This window comes from Leucobacter insecticola (assembly GCF_011382965.1).
In the GTDB taxonomy this organism is placed as follows: Bacteria; Actinomycetota; Actinomycetes; order Actinomycetales; family Microbacteriaceae; genus Leucobacter; species Leucobacter insecticola.
Genome location: NZ_CP049934.1, coordinates 35,886 through 54,125, shown reverse-complemented (window position 1 = coordinate 54,125; position 18,240 = coordinate 35,886). Strand labels below are relative to the sequence as shown.

The 18,240-nt window shown below is 60.3% G+C and carries 18 protein-coding genes, 1 tRNA gene and 3 pseudogenes; 13 read left to right on the top strand and 9 right to left on the bottom strand.

All coding sequences use genetic code 11. From position 1 onward, the window contains the following. Nucleotides 1–120 precede the first annotated feature (120 nt). The 3 genes and pseudogenes from G7067_RS00245 to G7067_RS00235 form a co-directional block, all read left to right on the top strand. Nucleotides 121–1,329: an IS110 family RNA-guided transposase gene (locus G7067_RS00245; RefSeq protein WP_166325516.1), complete on the top strand. Its 1,209-nt coding sequence runs from the start codon at nt 121–123 to the stop codon at nt 1,327–1,329. Nucleotides 1,330–1,470: 141 nt separating this feature from the next. Then, nucleotides 1,471–2,986, top strand: a pseudogene (locus G7067_RS15060) (IS1634 family transposase). 15 nt (nt 2,987–3,001) lie between these two features. Continuing rightward, nucleotides 3,002–3,151 (top strand): annotated as a pseudogene (locus tag G7067_RS00235) (IS110 family transposase); the annotation flags it as partial. A gap of 281 nt (nt 3,152–3,432) precedes the next feature. On the opposite strand, the gene G7067_RS00230 reads toward G7067_RS00235, so the two are convergent. After that, nucleotides 3,433–3,804, bottom strand: a complete 372-nt coding sequence (locus tag G7067_RS00230; protein ID WP_244301149.1) for an ATP-binding domain-containing protein — start codon at nt 3,802–3,804, stop codon at nt 3,433–3,435. Between the two features lie 325 nt (nt 3,805–4,129). Between G7067_RS00230 and G7067_RS13875 the strand changes: the two genes are divergently transcribed. The 9 genes from G7067_RS13875 to G7067_RS00185 all read left to right on the top strand — a co-directional run bounded on the left by G7067_RS13875 (nt 4,130) and on the right by G7067_RS00185 (nt 9,926). Further along, nucleotides 4,130–4,558: an ATP-binding cassette domain-containing protein gene (locus G7067_RS13875; protein ID WP_166321154.1), complete on the top strand. Its 429-nt coding sequence runs from the start codon at nt 4,130–4,132 to the stop codon at nt 4,556–4,558. A gap of 116 nt (nt 4,559–4,674) precedes the next feature. Further along, complete coding sequence (locus G7067_RS13870; RefSeq protein WP_166321152.1) at nt 4,675–5,022, top strand: ATP-binding cassette domain-containing protein; 348 nt, start codon at nt 4,675–4,677, stop codon at nt 5,020–5,022. A gap of 346 nt (nt 5,023–5,368) precedes the next feature. Further along, nucleotides 5,369–5,809 (top strand): ABC transporter permease subunit, encoded by a 441-nt coding sequence (locus tag G7067_RS00215; protein WP_166321150.1) that lies wholly within the window; start codon nt 5,369–5,371, stop codon nt 5,807–5,809. 301 nt (nt 5,810–6,110) lie between these two features. After that, a protein-coding gene (locus G7067_RS00210) for an IS5 family transposase (protein WP_425280686.1) occupies nt 6,111–7,005 on the top strand; the annotation gives its coding sequence in 2 pieces (ribosomal slippage) (nt 6,111–6,469 and nt 6,468–7,005; 897 coding nt in all). 95 nt (nt 7,006–7,100) lie between these two features. Then, nucleotides 7,101–7,679, top strand: a complete 579-nt coding sequence (locus G7067_RS00205; RefSeq protein WP_166321148.1) for a SagB/ThcOx family dehydrogenase — start codon at nt 7,101–7,103, stop codon at nt 7,677–7,679. 290 nt (nt 7,680–7,969) lie between these two features. Further along, on the top strand, nt 7,970–8,365 hold the full coding sequence (locus G7067_RS15055) for a CPBP family intramembrane glutamic endopeptidase (RefSeq protein WP_425280719.1): 396 nt from the start codon (nt 7,970–7,972) through the stop codon (nt 8,363–8,365). A 26-nt stretch (nt 8,366–8,391) separates the two neighbouring features. Beyond that, nucleotides 8,392–9,003, top strand: coding sequence for a hypothetical protein (locus tag G7067_RS00195; RefSeq protein ID WP_166321144.1), 612 nt, complete (start codon nt 8,392–8,394; stop codon nt 9,001–9,003). Further along, nucleotides 9,000–9,305: a transcriptional regulator gene (locus G7067_RS15050; RefSeq protein WP_166321142.1), complete on the top strand. Its 306-nt coding sequence runs from the start codon at nt 9,000–9,002 to the stop codon at nt 9,303–9,305. The genes G7067_RS00195 and G7067_RS15050 overlap by 4 nt, the downstream gene beginning before the upstream one ends. Nucleotides 9,306–9,482: 177 nt before the next feature. Then, nucleotides 9,483–9,926: a relaxase domain-containing protein gene (locus G7067_RS00185; protein WP_166325513.1), complete on the top strand. Its 444-nt coding sequence runs from the start codon at nt 9,483–9,485 to the stop codon at nt 9,924–9,926. A gap of 340 nt (nt 9,927–10,266) precedes the next feature. Here G7067_RS00185 and G7067_RS00180 read toward each other — a convergent pair. The 7 genes and pseudogenes from G7067_RS00180 to G7067_RS00155 all read right to left on the bottom strand — a co-directional run bounded on the left by G7067_RS00180 (nt 10,267) and on the right by G7067_RS00155 (nt 16,482). Then, nucleotides 10,267–11,433 (bottom strand): annotated as a pseudogene (locus G7067_RS00180) (IS3 family transposase). Between the two features lie 323 nt (nt 11,434–11,756). Next, nucleotides 11,757–11,828, bottom strand: a tRNA-Lys gene (locus G7067_RS00175). A gap of 70 nt (nt 11,829–11,898) precedes the next feature. Then, a complete protein-coding gene (locus G7067_RS00170) occupies nt 11,899–12,345 on the bottom strand; it encodes a DUF2871 domain-containing protein (protein WP_166321140.1) in 447 nt (148 codons plus the stop codon). A gap of 101 nt (nt 12,346–12,446) precedes the next feature. Continuing rightward, the gene (locus G7067_RS00165; protein WP_166321138.1) at nt 12,447–13,067 is read right to left on the bottom strand and encodes a response regulator; all 621 of its coding nucleotides are present in this window, start codon (nt 13,065–13,067) and stop codon (nt 12,447–12,449) included. Next, on the bottom strand, nt 13,064–14,383 hold the full coding sequence (locus G7067_RS00160; RefSeq protein ID WP_166321136.1) for a sensor histidine kinase: 1,320 nt from the start codon (nt 14,381–14,383) through the stop codon (nt 13,064–13,066). Before G7067_RS00160 ends, G7067_RS00165 begins: the two co-directional genes overlap by 4 nt. A 3-nt stretch (nt 14,384–14,386) precedes the next feature. Beyond that, nucleotides 14,387–14,989, bottom strand: a complete 603-nt coding sequence (locus tag G7067_RS14770; protein ID WP_341872844.1) for an MMPL family transporter — start codon at nt 14,987–14,989, stop codon at nt 14,387–14,389. Then, on the bottom strand, nt 14,902–16,482 hold the full coding sequence (locus G7067_RS00155; RefSeq protein ID WP_341872843.1) for an MMPL family transporter: 1,581 nt from the start codon (nt 16,480–16,482) through the stop codon (nt 14,902–14,904). Before G7067_RS00155 ends, G7067_RS14770 begins: the two co-directional genes overlap by 88 nt. Nucleotides 16,483–16,657: 175 nt before the next feature. Between G7067_RS00155 and G7067_RS00150 the strand changes: the two genes are divergently transcribed. Continuing rightward, nucleotides 16,658–17,287, top strand: a complete 630-nt coding sequence (locus tag G7067_RS00150) for a hypothetical protein (protein ID WP_166321134.1) — start codon at nt 16,658–16,660, stop codon at nt 17,285–17,287. Nucleotides 17,288–17,437: 150 nt separating this feature from the next. Here G7067_RS00150 and pstB read toward each other — a convergent pair whose 3' ends face one another. After that, the gene (pstB, locus tag G7067_RS00145) at nt 17,438–18,217 is read right to left on the bottom strand and encodes a phosphate ABC transporter ATP-binding protein PstB (protein WP_166321132.1); all 780 of its coding nucleotides are present in this window, start codon (nt 18,215–18,217) and stop codon (nt 17,438–17,440) included. Nucleotides 18,218–18,240: the final 23 nt, after the last annotated feature.

The following is an 18,240-nucleotide window of genomic DNA, read 5'->3' as shown; positions in this document are numbered from 1 at the left end:
GGGGCAAGACCACAGCCGCGCATATCGGGGCAGGGTCGTTCGTAACGTGGATGCCGACGCCTACCGCCACCTGACTGCCGAACACATACAAGCAGGACGGAGGAACACCCCTTGAACAGCATTGAGCACTACGACGACGTCGCGGTCTTCATCGGCCTCGATGTCGGCAAGAGCGAGCATCACGCGGTCGCGCTCACCCGCGACGGGAAGAAGCTCTACGACAAGCCGCTCCCGAACACCGAAGCCAAGATCATATCGGTGCTAGATCAACTCGCTGAGCACGGCCCCGCTCTGCTGGTCGTTGACCAGCCCGCCACGATCGGGGCGCTCCCCGTCGCCGTCGCGCAAGCGCATGGTGTGCTCGTCGGGTATCTCCCCGGCCTCACGATGCGCCGCGTCGCTGACCTCCACCCCGGTGAAGCGAAGACCGACGCACGGGACGCGTTCATCATCGCGGAGACCGCCCGCACGATGCCCTCAACTCTGCGATCGATCAAAGTCGCCGATGAGCAGATCGCGGAACTCTCGATGCTGTGTGGCTTCGATGATGATCTTGCCGCGCAAATCACGCAAGTCTCCAACCGCGTTCGAGGTCTCCTCACCCAGATCCATCCCACCCTGGAACGGGTACTCGGGCCGCGTCTGGATCATCCCGCGATCCTCGATGTGCTGCAGCGTTACCCATCACCGGGTGAGTTGCGCCGAGCCGGGCAGAAGCGCGTCGCGGCCAGGCTCCTCAAGCGTGCCCCGCGCAAGGGCGGGGCATGGGCGCAGGAGATCTTCGACGCCCTCGATCAACAGACCGTGACGGTCACCGGCACGAACGCCGCGAGTATCGTGCTGCCACGGCTCGCGAAGCAACTCAGCGAACTCCGCCAGCAACGCACCGATATCGCGTCCGAGGTTGAGAAGATCGTGGAAGCGCACCCTCTTCACCCGGTCCTGACGAGTATGCCGGGAGTCGGCGTCAGGACCGCAGCCAGACTCCTCACCGAGATCGTCGGGAAACATTTCCCCACGGCCGGGCACCTCGCGTCTTACGCCGGGCTCGCGCCCGTCACCCGCCGATCCGGCACCTCGATCCGCGGCGAACACCCCTCAAAGCGCGGCAACAAGGTCCTGAAACGTGCAATGTTTCTTTCCGCGTTTGCAGCGCTCCGAGATCCCGAATCACGGGCCTACTACGACCGGAAGATCGCGCAAGGCAAACGCCATAACCAAGCACTCATCGCACTGGCGAGGCGCCGCTGCGACGTCCTCCACGCAATGATCAGAACCGGCAGCCTCTACCAGCCACGAACCCAATCAGAAACCGCCCTCGCCGCTTGACAAACAACATAGGGGCACCCTCCGACACCTGAGTTGACCGCTTTGGGGTGGTTTTGTGGGATTTGAACGCGAGAACGTTGATTTTATGCGGGTCTCTGCGGAGAATGTGGTTACTAACGTGCCCCTATGTAGGCTGAACGCATGTCAGTATTCGTTCGGAAAGTTCAGACGAAATCTGGTGCGACCGCGGTTCAGATCGTCACCAAAACGGGGCGACAGGTCACCGGAATCGATCACATCGGGTCCGCGCACACTGACACCGACTTGGCACTCCTGACCGATATCGCGAGACAACGCATCCGTGAACGTGAGCGCGATGCCGGGCAAGGTGAGTTCGACTTCGGTCTTGCCCGTCTCCCGCGTCGACTGCGCTGCTGGCACGCGCATACTCGCGACTGCTCTACGACACCCTCGCGGGCGTATATGCGCAGCTCGGGTTCGCTTCCGCCGTCGATGACGCCGTGTTCCGTGACCTGGTGATCGCACGCATCATCGAACCCGCCTCAAAGCTCGACACCATCCGAATCCTTGACGAACTCGGGCTCACCCCGCCTTCGAACACAGGCATTCACCGTTCCCTCAATCGTGCTGCCGATGAGAACTATCGTGACCAGTTCTCGAAGGCGTGTGTCGAGTTTCGTGGCACCAAGCAACTCACCCTCGTGTTGTATGACGTTACGACATTGTTCTTCCAGGTTGAACAAGAAGACGACTACCGTATCCCGGGGCTCTCCAAAGAACGCCGGTTGGAACCCCAAATTGTGGTTGGTCTTCTCGTTGATGAGCGGGGGTTCCCCCTGCAATTGCACTCCTTCGAGGGAACAAAGCAGAGACGCTCACCCTGGTGCCGGTGCTTGACGCGTTCAGAGCACAGCACCCCGACGTGGCAGTAAGTGTGGCGTGTGATGCGGGCATGCTTTCTGCCGCGAACCTCCTCGCGTTAGAGGACGCCGGCTACTCATTCATTGTAGGGTCGAGGATCGCGAAAACTCCATACGATATTGCCGAATTCCAGAACGATGGCGGGATCCTGAACGATGGTCAAATCTTTGAATCGCAGCAGTGGTTTGGTCGAGGTGAGACCCGCAGACAACGTCGGGTGGTGTACCAGTATCGCGAGAAGCGTGCCCGTCTCGATCTGCGCAACATTGAGAAGCAAGTCGAGAAGGCCCGCAACGTGGTTGCGGGGACGAGTGCCGTAAAGAAGGGCCGATTCTTGAAGATCACGGATGCCAAGAAGAGTATTGATGAGGCGCTCGTGGAATCAGCGAAGCAGCGAGCCGGGGTGAAGGGGTATGTGACAAATCTGCCGATATTGACAGCCTCAGCAACGACAGTAATTGATGCGTATCATCAGCTCTTCAACGTGGAAGCGTCGTTTCGGATGGCGAAGACTGATCTAGGGGCTCGCCCAATTTTTCATCGACAGCGGGAAAAGATCGAGGCGCATCTCACGGTCGTGTTTTGTGCAATCGCGGTATCGCGGCATATCCAGGAAGTCACCGGGGTCTCGATTAAGCGGTTCGTAAAGGTGTTGGCTCCGGTGAAAGACGCGGTGATCGTGGTTGAGGGCATCGAGCACAAAATTCCCGCGGCTATCACTGACGAAGTTGCATTGCTACTGAAGGGTCTGACTGTCATGGGTGGTGGTCACTAAACCGGTCAACTCAGGTACTACGACCGGAAGATCGCGCAAGGCAAACGCCATAACCAAGCACTCATCGCACTGGCGAGGCGCCGCTGCGACGTCCTCCACGCAATGATCAGAACCGGCAGCCTCTACCAGCCACGAACCCAATCAGAAACCGCCCTCGCCGCTTGACAAACAACATAGGGGCACCCTCCGACATTCATCGGGTTGCCACCCGTGCTGCCCTCAGCACCGGAGACTTTTATCAGACCGGAGGAGTCAACGGTCACGCGGTGTGATGACGCGGCGGGGCGACACAGTCGTCTCCGAACGGCACCCACACGAGCTGAGGGCCGTGCTCGGGCAGTCAAGGCGTATCGCGACATGTTTGCCCACCTGATTCGGTGTCATAATGCGCCCTGCGTCACAGTACTCACAAGTGGGAGAGCGTCGTCGCACGACACGGTTCTCATTCACACCACTCGTTTGAGTCCGCGCCGTGCCTTCACGAGGCCGACATCCCTGCCGTTCCGCTTCGGGTCAAGCTGACTCATGACCTTTCTCTGTGTCTCGGGTGTCCAGTAGATCTTCAGTGCCTCACGGGCGCGCGTGATCGCCGTGTAGAAGATGCCATGCGAGATATCATCCTCATTTGCATCGGTGACAACGACCTTGACCGAGTCATACTCCAAGCCCTGGGATCTATGGATCGATACCGCGTAAGCAACCTGAAAAGGCACTGCGCTACGGTCATCCTCGGTATCACTATCGGTGTCTTGCGAGAGATAGACACTGAAGCGCACCGTCGACTCTCCGACGTAGTCTAGATCTTCGATGCGCAACACGTTCAGTTCAGAGAAGTTTCTTGGACACACTCACGGCCCTGCAGTGCCTCTGAGGCGAGCTGCCCAGGTCATCCGCACCTACTCAGGGGATCTAGAAACGAAGCGAACGACCTCTGAGCGCTCCCGGAGTCCACAAGCGGAGCAGTGAGCGCCTGGGCTCGAAGCCCCAGAGCAGGCCTCAAAGAGACAAACCTGAACATATCGCCTAATTATCCCCGACCTGGCCCTACGGGACACCTGTCCTGTGGGACCTGACACGAAGCCTTGTAAGTAGAGGACTCTATACCGTAGAGTGATCCACACGACGGAGTGAGGAGCGGTTGACATGACTCTAGAATTTGATATCCCGGTGAGATTGAGCGGTGCTGGACGAGACTTTGGTGCGGTCAGGGCCCTTTCCGACGTTGACCTTTCAATCACTGCCGGTGGCACAGTCGGATTGCTTGGCCCGAACGGATCTGGGAAAACGACGATGCTCAGCCTCATTTCCGGTTTGCGCGTGCCAAGTTCCGGTACGGTCGAGTTGTTTGGTTGCGACCCTCGCGACCCCAAAGCGCGAGTCCGTCTCGGAGTGACGCCGCAACATTCTGGCCTTGTAAAGAGCATGACAGTCTTGCAGCTTGTCCAGTTCATCGCCAACCACTTCGTTGATCACGAGCCTCCTGAGGAACTCTTGAATGCGTTTGGGATCGCAACCCTGGCAAACAAACGCATTGGTGGCCTCTCCGGGGGCAGCAACGCCTTTTGTCCGTAGCGCTTGCCTTTGTTGGACGGCCTCGCCTTGTGCTGCTCGATGAGCCTTCCACAGGACTAGATGTGGTGGCGCGCAACCATCTCTGGGCCGTAGTTAGAGAGCGTTCGCAAAGTGGTGTGAGCATCTTACTCACAAGCCACTACCTCGAAGAGGTGCAGGAGCTTTCCGACAGGATCGTAATGATTAGGCAAGGGCGTGTCGTGGCTGACGACTCGACGAACGGAATCCTTGAACATACGGCATCCACCGTCGTGAGAGTCACCACCCTTGATGATCGCGCACTGACACTTCCTGGAGTGATCGAGGCCCGACGAGAAGGCGACGTCGTCGCTTTGACTGTTCGGGATGCCAGCACGGCGATGAAAGCACTGTCCTTAGCAGGAGTCGACTACTCCGATGTAGACATACATAAGCCCAGTCTCGAAGAGGCTTTCACACAGCTTTCGGCAAAGGAGCAATCATGACCGCACAGCACCTTAGTCCCGATTCGGCTTCCATATTAATGAGGCCCAACAGTCGACTTGCGTGGGAGTGGACGCGATATGAGTTGGGGATGTGGCTGCGAGAGCCAGCAGCCGTCCTCCTAAATATGGCATACCCTCTCATCATGTTGGCGTTCTTCTTCGTGTCACCAACAAATATCCGGACCGACCCTGCCGAGGCGATATCCCTGCTGGGATATCTCAGCCTCGTAGGCATCCTCATGGTCTGTCTCAACTTTCCCGCCAATGGCATCCCTGAAGCACGGGACAGTGACTTCTACGCATTTTCGCGAACTCTCCCCATCGGCGCAGCCCCACGTATAATCGCGTGGATTGCCGCCCCATCGCCTGTGGCCTTATCAGCGCGATGGTCACTTTCGGTATCGGAACGCTCGTCAGCGCCGCGGCACCAAGTTGGACTGACTTCGTTGCAATTATCGGCTTCTCGCTGTGCTTAGCGATACCTATTACGCTCATCGGTCTCGCCCTTGGGTTTGTTCTCTCGAAGAAAACGGCCCTGGCAGTAAGCCTCACCGTAGCATTCAGCATGATCCTTCTCGGTGGAATCAGCGGCTTTCCCATGCCTCAGTGGATCGAGATCGTTTCCAGTTTCCTCCCATCGGGTGCGGCAGGAAGCCTGACCGCCAACTATCTCAGTGGATCGACCCTGAACGGATCGAACTTTCTCGTACTCGCAGGCTGGACTGTCGCTGGCCTCATCAGCGCAGTCGTCCTCTATCGAAGAGACGAGGGCCGAAAATTCCGCTGACCCGATATGCGAGAGGCCCCGGCAATGACTCCAAAGTTTAGTTCGGTCCACCCACGTTGCGGACCGAACGAGCAAAAACGTGCCGTATCGATGACGATGCAGCCAAACACCACACAGAAAGGAGGAAACGAAAATGCAAACCCCAAGCATGAACGAAATGTCCATTGAATCGTTCGAAGTCGGCGCTCATAAAGAACTGAGTGCGGCTCCCGCTGCCATATGTTGCAGTTCGATCCTGTGTTGCTGCTGCTAGGGTGTGTTGATTAAGTCCTTCGGGATGTTTCTCGGCAAAACTTAATGCATGGTGGTGCGTCAAGAGATCTCTGATGAAGTGTGGGCTGTGTTCGAGCCATTGATGCCGGTTCCTGCGGGACGTTCTCGTCCGTGGTCGGATCACCGGCTCGCGGTTGAGGGAATGGTGTGGAAGTACCGAACCGGGGCTCCTTGGCGGGACGTGCCGGAGCGGTTCGGGAAGTGGAACACGATATACAAACGCTTTACCAGGTGGGCAGAGGACGGCACCTGGGAGTTGCTACTCGCTGAGGTGCAGAAGCAGGCTGACCAGCTTGGGGCAATTGACTGGGTGGTATCGATTGATTCGACAATCGCGCGCGTGCATCAGCATGGTGCGACGCTGCCTCGCATCAAAAAGGGATCTGTCGAATTGCAAGAATCCGCTCGTGGAGCCTGAGAATCATGCGATTGGTCGCTCGCGTGGCGGCCTGACAACGAAGGTGCATCTCGTTGCTGATGGGAAGGGTCGCCCGTTGGGGATGGTGGTGACTGCGGGGAACGTGAATGACACCACGATGTTTGCTGCGACGCTGGACGACATTCGGGTGCCGCGAGAACGGGGTCGTGCGCGTTCTCGTCCTGATCGAGTGCTCGCCGACAAGGGGTATCCTTCGCGGGCGAACCGTGCCTGGCTGCGGGCGCGCGGGATCGCGGCGACGATTCCCGAGCGCAGTGATCAGATCGCGAAGCGACGTAAACGGGCGGGCCGTCCGATCGAGTTCGGGGAAGAGCAGCAGCAGAGGTATCGGGGGCGGAATGTGGTTGAGCGGTGTTTCAATCGGTTGAAGCAGTGGCGCGGGATCGCGATGCGGTCTGACAAGCTTGCACGAAACTATCGGGCCGGTGTCGCGCTGGCGTCGATTTTGATCTGGATCAAAACAGACTTAATCAACACACCCTAGAAACCACCTCACGATCAACCAAACCGTATCCGCAGTACCCCGCCGTAAAGCTTCCCCCTGCGACTGATTTCACCCAGGAGGATTCTCTGTCGCAATTGCTCCGACAGAGAAGGTCTCCTCGCCGCCTTTCGCTTTCGGAGGTGCTAACACTTGAGCAGATTGGTTGGCTGTGCTGGGCAACTGACGGTAGTACGGGTGAGATCGCACCGGAAAAGTTCGGCAGGACAGCTCCAAGCGCGGGTGCGCTCTACCCGAGAGACTTGTATGTCGCAACCATTGCTGGGGCAGTGCCTCAAGGCCTTTACCATTACAACCCTTATCGACATGAACTTGAATATGTAAATGCCACGACGCCGTCCGATCTAGCCCAGACTTCCCCTCAGCCGGACGAACTAAGTGCCGCCTCTACAGTGCTTCTTTTCAGCACGTCCTTCTGGCGAAACCGCATGAAATACGACCAGCGGGGAGTGCGCTTCGCGTTCATGGAACTTGGACACGTTGCACAGAATGCACTATTGGCGGGTAACGCATTAGGGCTCTCCGCGTTGTCGCTCGGCGGCTTCTTCGATGACGAAGTTAACGCGTTAGTCGGACTGGACGGGCTCCACGAAACGTCGGCCTATATGGTTTTCCTTCGACAAACAGAGCCCCGAGAAGCGACGCGTCGCAATTAGAGAAGGCGGTCAGCAGTGATTCACTTGGTTTAGGAACTGCAGTCCTCCTGGGCTGGTGGATAGCTTGGACGACCTACATTCTGTATATTAGGAGAACTGCCCAATTTCAGAAGTTTCACTCGGGAGTCTATCATCTCTGCACGACCGGCTTCGCGAGCGTTGCGGTGGTTCTGGCAACTCTAAATCTAGGTCCCTTTGGACTGGATCTCTTTGCTACGGATATTCCGAGTCTTGTGATCAGCGTTGTTGTTGCTTCCGGTCTTTGGGGCGCTCAGGTGATCTATCTCAGCATGAGGAGTCAGCGACGCGGATCAGACGCACCGCTTGCCCGTTACTCGAATCAGTGGACTTGGATGCTTCCCGTAACGGGAGCGGCAGAGGAAATCATTTTTCGAGGATCATTCTTGTTTGGCTTGCTTGCCGCCGGTTTCGACCTATGGGTGTCGATCGTCGTATCCGCGATGCTTTTCGGATTGGTTCACGTCTTTCAATATGGTCGGTACGGTGTTGTACTACACACCATGACTGGCGTAGTGTTCGGTGTCCTCGCGACACAGCTGGATCTTAGTGCTGCGATGATTTCGCATGCGACATTCAACCTGCTCGTCGTCACTATGGGCAGACGTCGGCCATGCAAACACACGAATCCCTCTCGGACGGCGCGGCGCGAGAGCACCGTCCAGTAAACTACGAGCAGGAGAGGATGATTACTGTGCCTGATGAGGACATTGAAGCGTCGGAAGAACTCCGACAAATCGAAGAAGACCGTCACTCTTTTCGGCAACGTACCCAACTCAACGATCGGTTTGTCTACGCCATCCTTGCAGCCACCTACTTCATGGGGTTCGGAGGCCAGTACTTTCTAACAATCGTGTTCCCTGATTTTGCAATGAAATCAGGGATTGCTGTTGCCATCGTTGGCTCATTGGCTCTATTTATCATATTTTCACACAGCTACAAACAGTACAAGGGAATTCGCGGAAACGCTTCGAAGAAACCAACCTACTTTGGTATCGCATGGTTGATCGGCCTTATCGTGACACTGTCCGCAACTGTTCTGATTAGCGCACGGTTACCTGTGACCGAAGTGATGCATTTTGCGTATGCAGCATCATGCATGTTGATCGGCATCATTTACGCTTGTTCAGGTATCTTCCTCACCACCCGCAAGGAGCTGCTCCTCGGCTGTTGGCTCATTGGGGTCGGCGTGGTGAGCAGCATCTTAAGTATGCCGCTGATGCTTTTAGCAATTGGTGTACTAGCGGCGCTGGGATTTGCGACGTGTGCGATCGTCAGTAACGGGCAAGTCTCCAGGGCACTATGATGGTGTCCAAGGAAATGGATGAAGTCATCCATGCCCCAGCCCGACTAAGGATCATGTCCGTACTGGTCGAGCTTGGACCAGACAGTGAGATCACATTTGCACGACTCCAGAGTCATCTCGACATGACACCAGGCAACTTGTCTGCACATATCAAACGCCTCGAACGAGTACACTACCTCGCCGTCTCGAAGGGGTTCACAGCACGTGGTGTAGCTCAAACGAGTATTAGTGTCACGCTAGAAGGAATGGATGCGTTCAATGCTTACGTCGAACAGCTCAAGAGCATAATTGGTCCTCGCTAACATCCGTGAAGCAGGTCCCGTGTATTCATCTTTTGTCCCGGAAAGTGAGCGAGCAGAATCACTGCGACGCAGTCCTGCCAAGGCAGGGACAACGAGATGCAGGCAGAGGGGACGACGATCCTAGGGATTCTCCAGCGTCATTAGCCCATCCGGTAGATTGCTTTTAGCAACTAGCCGATTCAGACGCTGCTACGTTTACGTACCCACGGGACGCCGCCATGGCGGCGTCCCGGCTCGGGGCTCACCCGACTCGGACACGGACAGATTGCTGCTGGCGATGAAGTAATTGAGCGGCAACTACGACTCAGCATAGGGATGGACCGCGGTCCCGTCACCGGAGATCCACTCATCCGCGCCTACCCCGAATGCAAATCGGTACAGAAGCGTGTGGTGGAACGCATTGCCGCGTTAGACATTGACCTCATTCTTACGGACAGTACGAAAGCGAGTGCCGAGATCGAGGCAGAAGAGTCTAAGCGCGGCACCCAGAAAGCTGTCGCCGGCTACGACTATACATTTTCACTCCCCGAATCTGCATCGGTGCTGTGGGCGGTCGCATATGCTGGCCTCCAATCATCGATCGCGCTTCAACCCAACGGTTTCCTCGATTCTTTAGGTTGACGAACTTGAACCGGTCAGGCGAAACTTACCGAAAGCTCCCTCACTTGCCACCTGCTGCGAGATGGTGGACTCTGTTACGGCAGGGAACCTTGACCGGGCCAGCCGAGCGTTGTTTCGATGATGCCCACCCGTCGTTGCTGGTTGATGTGCTTTCTGTCGTTCCTCGTCGGGAAGATGCAGGTAAAGAACCAAGTTTTCAATACTGATGATCTCTGGGTGAGTCTTGCGGAGGTCAGCCTGCAACGTGTCCGGGTTGAGCTTGCAGTCAGCTTCGTGTTGATGCCCTTCCATAGCCGTAGGACGGCGAGCGGGTCTGATGCGTGTTTAGGTGACAGGTTGGTCAGGCAGCGAGTGCGACCTGTTTGTTCGTGATGGTCTCGTATTCGATCGGTGTCAAACGCCCCAACCTGGCCTGTCTGCGGCGTCGATGGTAGGTGCGCTCGATCCAGGCCACGATTGCTGACCGGAGCTCGTCCCGGGTGGCCCAGGTCTTGCGGTTCAGGACGTTTTTCTGGAGCAGGCTGAAGAACGACTCCATGGCCGCGTTATCGCCCGCAGCGCCCACGCGTCCCATCGAGCCGGCCATGCCATGAGCGGTGAGTGCACGCTGTAGTTTCCGGCTTCGAAACCGCGATCCTCGATCCGTGTGCAGCACACCCAGTCACGTCTCCGCGGCGAAGCACGGCGTTGTTCAGCGCGGTCACCGCAAGCGTGGAGGTCATGTGTGCGTCGATGGAGTAGCCGACAATCCGGTTGGAGAAGACGTCTTTCACCGCGCAGAGGTAGAGCTTGCCTTCACCAGTCCAGTGCTCGGTAATGTCCGAAAGCCATAACTCGTTCGGGACATCTGCTGCGAACTCGCGCTGCTCCAGGTCGTCATGAACGGGTGGGCCAGGCTTTCTGCCCTTCCCCCGTGCTTTCTTCTTCCAAAACGCTGACCACCACTGCTGATCACGGCAAAGCCGCCACGCAGTCCGGTCACACATCACTTCACCGAGAGTCCTCGCTTCGTCTGCGAGGAGCCGGTATCCGAACTCGGGGTCTTCAAGGTGGGCGTCGTGGAGCGCATTCGCGCGATACGCCTGCGTAAGGTCACGCCCGGTAACTGGGTTGCGGGGCTAGCGGTAGTAGGGCTGGCGTGAGAGCTTCAATACCCGGCACGACACCACGACAGGGACCCCGTCATTGGCGAGCTCTGTCACGAGCGGGTAGAGCCTTTTCCCGGCAGATGCGCCTGCGAGAGATACGCGGCCGCACGACGGAGCACTTCCACTTCTTGCTCGAGGAGCTTGTTCCGTTTGCGGAGTTCACGCAGCTCAGTATTCTCAGAACGAGTAACTCCGGGTTTCTGGCCTTGTTCGACACGTTCTTCCCGCAACCATTTATCGAGAGTTCCGACGTGGATGCCGAAATCCTTCGCGATCTGCGCGAGTGTCACGTCTGGGCCGCGATCCAACGCGATCTTTACGACGTCGTCGCGGAACTCTTTGGGGTAACGAGGAGGCATAGGTTCATCCTTCCAGACCAGCCGAAACTAGCCATGTTGAATGTCACCTAAACGCGCATCAGACCCGAGGCACTCACAGTCGCATGGCGCGAACCTGATCTACTTCGTCGTGGTCGGGGTCGTCGTGGTAGTCCTGGCCAATGGTCTAGTCCTTCGACTCATCGAGAACCAACTCACCGAACCTGCGACGCTATTACAAGAAGTCGTTGGCTAGCCCAAATGCTTGGGATCTACAGCCTCATCTGATTAGGACCGAGGGGTTTTGGAGGGGATTTCTGAAATCGCAGCAGAACGGGAAGCTTGCGATCCCTTACAAGTATCGGTGCCCCCAGCAGGGATCGAACCTGCGACCTGCGGATTAAAAGTCCGTAGCTCTACCGCTGAGCTATAGGGGCTGACCGAACTATCCTAGCGGATCTTGGTCGGTCAAGTTTGCGCTGGGCCGCGCAGATCGGGCCGCGCGTCTCAGGCCGCAGCGCCCTGCGCCGAATCCAGCGCGGGGCGCTGCGCAACCGCGCGGCGCAGCGCGACGAAGAACACGATCATGCCCGCCGCGACGCACATGTGGCCGAGACCGGCGATCCCCGAGATCATTGCGCTCGATTCCTTCCCGAGCACCGTCAGGCTGCCGTGCCAGATGAGCATTGCCGAGGTGATGATCACCCCGACGTTGTACAGCCAGAAGAACCAGGCGAACAGCTTCGGGCTGCGAGAGATGACGAACACTTTTTCGACGACCAGCACGATCAGCAGCACAATGAATCCGAGGGTGAGCAGGTGCGTGTGCACAACGCCAAGCTGCGTGAACTCGCCCTCGGGGAAGTTGTTGAGCTTCGTGAACTCGCGGTAAAACACACCCGCCGCGACGCCGAGCAGCATGTAGATGAACGAGGCGTTGAGGAGTTTCTTCAATGGTGGGTCCTTTCAGGATCGGTTGTTATGTGAGGGAGTGATAGGGGATCGAATTGGGGGATCTTAGATGCTGGGGGCGGTGCCGGAATCCGGGCACACCGCTACACCAGCCCCCGTTCTCGCGCAACGTGGATCGCGCGCGAACGACTGTCGACGCCGAGCTTGGTGAAGATGTGCACGAGATGGCTCTTGACCGTCGCCTCGGTGACGAACAGCGAACGGGCGATCTCCCGATTGGTGGCGCCGGTCGTGAGTAGGCGCAGCACCTCGGTTTCACGCTCCGTCAGCTTCGGCAGCGGATTGCGCACCCCGCTGAGTACGCGGGATGCGAGCTCGGGCGTGAGCACGGTGTCGCCCGCGGCCGCGCGCTGAATTCCGTCAATGATGATCGTGGGGTCGACGTCCTTGAGGAGATAGCCCGCGGCCCCCGCTTCGATCGCGCCGAGGATCTCGGCATCGCGGTCGAAAGTGGTCAAGATGATGACCGCAGGGGCAGGATCGATCCCGCGCAGCGCCCGAGTGGTCTGGATCCCGTCGATCCCGGCCCCGAGGCGCAGGTCGCACAGCACCACGTCCGGGCGCAGCTGCGTCGCGAGCGTGATCGCTTCTTCACCCGTCGCGGCCTCGCCGATAACGCGCAGCGCCTCCGCTGAATCGAGCACGGCGCGGAGTCCGCTGCGCACGACCGGGTGGTCGTCCACAATGAGGACGGTGGTGGTCATGGCCTCTCCTCTGTGTATTGCTGTTCATCTTGCGCTGTGTGTTGCTCCGTGAGACGGTCAGCGACTCGCTCGGTGTGACCCTCGGCGTGGATCGGGAGGTGCACGGAGATCGCGGTGCCCTCCCCGGGGGCGCTTTCGATATCGAGCCCGCCACCGAGTTCGCGCAGGCGCGCTCGCATGAAGCGCAGTCCGTAACTTGAGGCCGCCTCGGGGGTGCGTTCCCAGCCCGCAAGATCGAAGCCGCTGCCATCGTCGATGATGTCGAGCCGAACGGTGTCCTCTGCGTCGATCAGACTCATCACGACCCGGTTCGCTTCCGCATGCAGGCGCACATTGGAGAGAGCCGACTGGGCAGTGCGCAGCAGCGCAACCTCGACCTCGGTGGGGAGCATCGGCAGGGAGTCGTCAACGTGGAGTTCGACGCGCAGCCCGGACTCGGCGTGCGCCCGGTCCAGCATCCGCTGCAGCGCCGCCGCGAGCGCCCCGTCCTCGAGTTCGGCTGGCACCAGCGCGGCGACGATCCTGCGCACATCGGCGAGGCTATCTCCGGCGAGGGTTTCGAGCTGCGCGAGCGTGCGCGCGGCCTCTGCGTCGCCGGTGCGGTCGGCGCCGGCGTGGGCGAGCAGGCGGATCGAGGAAAGCGCCTGCGCGATGGTGTCGTGAATGTCGCGGGAGATGCGGCTGCGTTCCGCGATGGCTCCGGACTGGCGTTGCGCGAGGGCGAGCTCATCCTGCAGCTCCGCCATTTCAGTCTGGGCGCGCGTGAGCGAGTCGAGTAGCCGTTCGCGCTCCGCGGCGTCACGCAGCAACTGCAGGTACCCGCGCGAGATCCCGAAGGCGAAGATGCCGCCGATGAGCGGCCCGAACACCGTCGCGTAGCTGGTGGTGCCGTGGTGCAGGATCGGCGCCACGATCACGACCGCCAAGACGAACCCCGAGAACGCGAGCCCCCATCTCAGCGGCAGGAGGTGACCTGCGAGCAACCAGAGTAGGAACGCGAGCCAGATGAACTCGGACGAGACTGCGCAGGCCGCAATCCAGATCACGGCGAAGCCAAGCAGCCACCATGCGGTGCGCCGGTGCGCACGGGAGCGGGCGAGTAGGATCGCGCCAGTGGTGTGCCAGAGCAGGATCGATACTCCGGCGATCACCACCGCGGTGGGGGCGACGCCCGCCCCCACCGCGCGGACCGCGCCGACCACCGTGAGCACGACCGCCATCAGATGCTGGCCGACCTCCATTGCCCGCACCGTTGGGACTGCGAGGGCTGGGCTGTGGCGCTCCGTGTATTTCAGGGGCAAGTGGACGAGGCTCATACCTCAATTCTCCCTGGTGCTCTCTGGGACTGCGCGCCTCGAGCGGCCAGTTGGCCACCAGATTCGGTCACCCGCGAGACTGAAGATTGCTGGCACGATCACGGTACGCACCACGAGCGTGTCGACGATCACGCCGATTCCGACGATCAGCCCGAGCTGTCCGAGGGTGATGAGCGGCAGCACGCCGAGCGCGGCGAATACCGCGGCGAGCACGATCCCGGCGCTGGTGATGACCCCGCCGGTGTGGGCGACGGCTTCGATCATGCCCTCACGGGTGCCGAGCCTGCCCGCCTCGGCGCGTGCCCGGTGCACGAGGAAGATGGTGTAGTCGATCCCGAGCGCGACGAGGAACAGGAACGCGAGGATCGGCACCTGCAGATCGAGCGCATGCTGACCGAAGAACACCCGGCTCAACAGTGATCCAGCGCCGATCGCGGCGACGGCGCTGGCGAGGTTCACAATTAGGAGCAGCGCGGGGGCGACGAGCGACCGGAGCAGGAAGAGCAGCACGAGGAAGCTCACCGCAAGCACCAGCGGTGCGATGAGGAACAGATCTTGGGTGTTCCCGGCGCGGGCATCGAGCTCGGTCGCGACGGCGCCACCCACGAGAGCGTTTGCGTTCTCGAGGGGTGCACCGCATCACGGAGTTCGGTGATCTGTGCGAGGCTCTCTTCCGTGCCGGGCGAGTAGTCACTCGTCACCATGATCTTCGTCAACGATCCGTCATCCGTTGAGTCGGTGGGGTGCGCGCGCACCACGCCCGTGACGTTATTCACGGCCGCGACGACGTCCCCGGCGGCCGCACTGTCGGCAACGATCCAGATCGGCTGCGCTTCACCCGGAGGGAAGTGTGCGGAGAGCGTTTCGAGGCCCGTCGCAGATTCCGACTTCACCCGGAACTTTTCGAGCTGGTCCAGGCCGACGGAGGTGCCGAACAGTCCGGTCGCCATCACGGCCAACAGTACGAGTCCGGCGGTGAGGCTCACCACCGGTCGCTTCGACACCCGCGAGGCAATTGCCCGCCACGCCCGCCCCTGGCTGCGTGTCTGCCCGGGCCGCGGCACGAACGGCCAGAACACTTTGCGGCCGCAGATCGCGAGTAGCGGCGGCAGCATAAACAGCACGGCCACGAGCGCGATCAGCAGTCCGATCGCCGCGGGCACGCCGAGCCCCCGCGTCATTGGAATCGTTGCGAACAGGAGGGTGAGGAGCGCCAGCACCACGGTGAAGTTTGAGGCCAGGATCGCGGGCACCGTCTTCCGCCACGCGATACTGAGCGCAGCGCGGTCATTATCGGTGCGCTGCAGCTCCTCGCGGTAGCGAGAGATGAGGAGCAGAGCGTAGTTGGTGCCCGCGCCGAAGACGAGCACGCTGACGATCCCGGCATCGAACTCGAAGTTCCAGAAGGATCCTGCAGCGGCGGTGACGCGGCCCGCAAGCCCGTCGGCCAGGGCGACCACAACCAACGGCACGAGCCACAGCAGCGGGGAACGATAGGTGATGATCAGCAGGATCGCAACGATCAGGATCGTCACCAGCAGCAGCGTGAAGTCCGCCCCCTCGAAGGACGCGGCAACATCGGCGCCGAATGCTGGGCCGCCCGTCACCTGCAGCACGAGCCCGTCGGGCACGCTGTGGCTAATTTGGGCGCGCAGATCCTTGATGAGCCCGGCCGTCTCGGTGTTGTCCGCGCCGACGGTGATCGGGGTGATGAGCACCGCCGCCTTCTTGTCTTCGCTGACGGCCGGTGGCGCAGCGTCCGCGGTTGCCTCCGGGTTCAGCTCGGGCAGCAGCTCGTGCAGTGCGGTCAGGTTGGCCTCGGTGAGCGTGCCGCCGTCCTCACGCGAAGCGACCACGAGCACCGACTGTCGATCCGCGTTCGGGAACTGCGCCAGCAGCTCGCTCACCCGCGTGGACTCGGCGTCAACCGGCGCCTGGCTGGTGCGGGCCGCGGCCTGCGCGCCGCCGAACACCCCGAACAGCACAGTCATGATGAGGAGCGCGGCCCCGAGGGCGACCCACGCGCCGCCGCGCGAGGTCAAACGATCGGAGAACCGGGGACGGTCGGAAGAACGCTGAGAAATGCGAGAAGCTGCCATGACATCCACTTCACCAGCCCTGGCGGTGCGGAACATCGCGGAAGAGATTGAACCACAGATCAACCAAATGGCTGATGTGTGAGAGCCGCGGTCGTGCGGCGCTGCTCTGCGCGGCACACTATACTTGCCGCGTCGGCTGCCGAGCGAGTCGAGTGCCGAATCCCTGAGGAGTCTTGTGACGAGAGAACACCGCAGCCCAATCTTGGTCCCGAGCGACAGCTTTGACGTGCTGCTCGGAGCAGGCGATCCCGGAGACGCGCATCGTATCGCGCACGAGACTTCGTGGGCGTTGCTGAATCGTGTGCGCGAGGGCAGTGACCCCGCCGTTGTGGAGCGTGTGGTGCGACTTGCCGAAGGGAATGGCATCAACGATATTGCCGAGTTGTGGGCGAGGCAGAGCGAACACTCCCTCGCTGGTGCGTTGTGGCGGCTCTACCTGCTGCGGCGGGTGGCGGGGGCGGATCCCGAGACCACTGCCGATCTGTACCGTCGGGGCGTGAGCGAGGCCGTGACGATCGACCCCATTGTTGCGGGCGTGGTTGAGCCTGCGACGCCCGCGGCCATCACCGAACTGTGTGACACGATCTTGCGGGGCGTCTTCACTGGGGATCTCGGCGATGCCCTTGAACGTGCCGCGAGCTACTGCCGGATCATGTCGCTCGGTGCCGCGGATCTCGCCGATGCGCGTGACGAACACAATGATCAGCATGCCGCGCTGCTCACGACGCGTTCACTGCGCTACTCGACCCTCGCCCAGGAACTCCACACCGCAGCCCGGCGCTGGCGAAACGGCACGCTGGAGTAGTGTCCGACAAATGCGTGGAAGATCCTGCTCGGCTGCGCTAAACTGGCCTCGCCGGGCCGCAGTAACCCCGGGCTCCAAAAACTGCCGCCTCGAGCGGCCTTCCGCCGAGAGGCGTTCTGCGGCTCGGTTTTTCTTGCCCTGAGCCGGTGTCTACCCGAAACGGCCGGAGACGTAGTCCTCGGTGGCCTGCACCGAGGGCGTCGAAAAGATCGTGCTCGTGTCGCCGTACTCGATGAGCTTGCCCGGTTTGCCGGTGCCCGCGATGTTGAAGAACGCGGTGCGATCCGACACCCGCGAGGCCTGCTGCATATTGTGCGTGACGATCACGATCGTGTACTGCTGCTTCAGCTCGTCGATGAGATCCTCGATCGCGAGCGTGGAGATCGGATCGAGCGCGGAGCACGGCTCATCCATCAGCAGCACCTCGGGAGAGACGGCGATGGCGCGGGCGATACACAGGCGCTGCTGCTGGCCGCCAGAGAGCCCGGATCCCGGCTTATCGAGGCGATCCTTGACCTCGTTCCACAGGTTCGCACCGACGAGGGAACTCTCGACGAGCTCCTCGGCGTCGCTCTTCGACATCTTGCGGTTGTTGAGGCGCACACCGGCGAGCACGTTCTCCCGGATCGACATGGTCGGGAACGGGTTCGGGCGCTGAAACACCATGCCGACCTGCCGGCGCACGAGCACGGGATCCACGCCCGGCGCGTAGAGGTCTTCGCCGTCGAGCAACACCTCACCCTCGACTCGCGCGCCCGGGATCGCCTCGTGCATGCGGTTGAGGGTGCGCAGGAAGGTCGATTTACCGCAGCCGGAGGGGCCGATGAAGGCGGTGACGCTGCGGGGCTCGATGTTGATTGAGACATCTTCGACGGCGAGGAACTTGGAGTAGTACACGTTGAGGTCTGTGACTTCGATGCGCTTCGACATGGTGTGCTTTCTGGGTTGCGGGG